Genomic DNA, 2468 nt, shown 5'->3' on the forward strand with positions numbered 1-2468 from the left:
ATCCGCCCCGTACCCCGGCCGGAGGAGGGCCGACCGCCCGCCGCGCCGCCGGAGGCGGCCGTACCCCTGCCGCTCTCCCCGTCGGCGCCGTGCCCCGAACCGTACGAACCGTGCCCGCCGTACGAGCCGTGCGCGGCATGCCCGCCGTGCGAGCCGTTGCCCCTGCCCGCGACGTCCGTACCGGCGCCGCCGCCCGGCTGCTCCGACAGCCCGCGCGCCTCACGGGCCGCGATCTCCTTCAGCCGCAGCGAGAGCTGGAGCGGACTCGGCCGCTCCTCCGGTGCCTTCACCAGACACGCCTGGAGCAGCGGTGCGAGCGCCGCGTGCACGCTCTCCAACTGCGGCTCCTCGTGCACCACGCGGTAGAGCATCACTTCCGAACTGCCCTGCCCGAAGGGCGAGTCGGCGGTCGCCGCGTACGCCAGCGTCGCCCCGAGGGCGAAGACGTCCGTCGCGGGTGTGACCAGCGCGCCCCGCACCTGCTCCGGCGAGAGAAAACCGGGCGACCCCACGGCCGTCCCGACGTGCGTCAGCGTGCTCGCACCCGTCGCCCAGGCGATGCCGAAGTCGATGATGCGGGGGCCCTTGGGAGACAGCAGGATGTTCGACGGCTTCAGATCGCGGTGCACGACGCCGGCCTCGTGGACGGCGACCAGCCCCTCCGCCAACGACGCCCCGATGGACGCCACTTGACTCGCGGGCAGCGGCCCCGCCTCGGTGACCTTGTCGTGCAGCGAAGGGCCCGGTACGTACTGCGTGGCGAACCACGGCCGGTCCGCGTCCAGATCCGCCGCCACCAGCCGCGCCGTACAGCCGCCGCGGATCCGGCGGGCCGCCGAGACCTCACGGGCGAAGCGCGAGCGGAACTCGTTGTCCTCGGCGAGGTCCGGACGGATGACCTTCAGCGCGACCCGCTGTCCCCGCCGGTCGGAGCCGAGATAGACGACGCCCATGCCGCCCGCCCCCAGCCGGCGGTGCAGCCGGAACGAGCCGACGACCCGCGGATCCTCTCGTCGGAGCCGCATCATCGCCATGTCGTTCCCCTGCCATGAGGTGTGAGGCCCTTCCCCGCCCTCGGCGAGGAGATCCCAGCCGGTCACCGGGAGGCCTGATCGTTTTCCAGTGCGTCCGTCTGACGAGGCACAGCTTACGGACTGCTGCCACGCGGCGACGACAGGCCGCGCACGCGGCGCCGCGCGTATTGCGCACCGTGCGCGGGCATCCCTCCCGTGCCCAACTGACGCTCCCCGCCCGCCCGCAGTACCCCTCTCCACCGCCAACGCACCGCCCCCGTACGCGACTTGACGGTACGGAAGACGGCCGCCCCGGCAGCCGCTCACCTCGCGGCGGCCGCCCGTACGCTGCGAAGACGCCCCTCTACGGCGGGAGTTGACGCGGCGAAGGCCCCCGCGGCGGTGCGCCGGTGGTGAGGGATGTCACCCTGCCCATCACACCCGCGCCCCACACCCCGCCCCCGCCACATCGGCCACGCCCCCGCCCCCGTACGGGACGTCCGGGCCCCTCCGTGCGGCGTGCGCGGACCGTCCCCTGGGGGAGGACCCTCGTACGGAGGCCGTGGCCTCCACCCTGGGGAGTATCCGGCGGACCGCGCTGTCATCCTGCGGGAGGCCCCGGAGTCGATACGCGGGCATGACGTCCCACCTGGGGCCGCGCGCCTAGTCTTCTTGCAAGCGGCGGGCGAAGCACTCGTCCCCCGAGGTCAGTCGCCCGCCGCCCCTGGAGAACGAGGGGAGCGGACCATGGCGTACACGGCGGAGAGCGCGGCACGCAGAGCACGGGGACGGCTGGCGGCCCTCGCCGCCGTCGGCACCCGTGACGGCGGCCGGCGTCACCCGCTGGTGGCGGCCGCCATGGTGCTGCCCCTGGCGATCGCCATCGCCATCGCCACCGGTGCGGTGGAGGCGGTCGTCACACAGGCGTCGTCCGTGGCCGGAATGCTGGGGCACTGAAAGGTGCTCCGGTCTCGGGAGAGCGGCCCGAGTCGGGGATAATCCGGCCCTCAGCCCCGTGGGGACGGGGGTGCGACGGACGACATCAGGGCCGGGCAGTTGGGGAACTGCCCGGCCCTCAGTCTTGCCTGCGGTCCGCGGCCCGCGGTCCGCAGCCCGCGTACGTGTACGGGGAGGCGCACACGAGGGCGCGGGAGCCCGTCCCCCGTACGATCACACCGGGGCGGAGCACCCGCCGCCCCGCCCCGTCACCGTCGCTGGGGGGACAGTGCCGACGACGCTCACGCTCACCGACCGTCTCCACGCGCTCGCGCGCGACGCCGCGGGCCACGGGGGCGAACCGGACGTGCTGGCCGACCGTCCCGACGGCACGGTCGTCGGCCTCGCGGACGTCGTCGCCAAGGCGCACCCGCCCACGACGAGCACCGGGGAGCGCGAACTCGCCGTACGGCTCGCCGTCGCCGCCCACCCGCGGCTGCGCGGCATCCTGCTGCCGCC

Annotated in this window: 2 protein-coding genes and 1 pseudogene; 2 read left to right on the forward strand and 1 reads right to left on the reverse strand. The window is 74.8% G+C overall.

All coding sequences use genetic code 11. From position 1 onward, the window contains the following. Positions 1 to 1034: serine/threonine-protein kinase (locus tag AN218_RS16835; RefSeq protein WP_244900492.1), on the reverse strand; the 1034-nt coding region annotated here is incomplete at its 3' end. Positions 1035 to 1760: 726 nt separating this feature from the next. Here AN218_RS16835 and AN218_RS16840 point away from each other — a divergent pair. Together AN218_RS16840 and AN218_RS16845 are read left to right on the forward strand one after the other, a co-directional pair. Then, the gene (locus AN218_RS16840) at positions 1761 to 1970 is read left to right on the forward strand and encodes a hypothetical protein (RefSeq protein ID WP_070017711.1); all 210 of its coding nucleotides are present in this window, start codon (positions 1761 to 1763) and stop codon (positions 1968 to 1970) included. 268 nt (positions 1971 to 2238) lie between these two features. Then, positions 2239 to 2468 (forward strand): annotated as a pseudogene (locus tag AN218_RS16845) (aminoglycoside phosphotransferase family protein); the annotation flags it as partial.

Source organism: Streptomyces nanshensis (assembly GCF_001751255.1).
Taxonomy (GTDB): Bacteria; Actinomycetota; Actinomycetes; order Streptomycetales; family Streptomycetaceae; genus Streptomyces; species Streptomyces nanshensis_A.

Coding starts and splice junctions, on each gene's coding strand:
- AN218_RS16840 (WP_070017711.1), top strand. CDS start 1,761: ATGGCGTACACGGCGGAGAGCGCGGCACGCAGAGCACGGGGACGGCTG.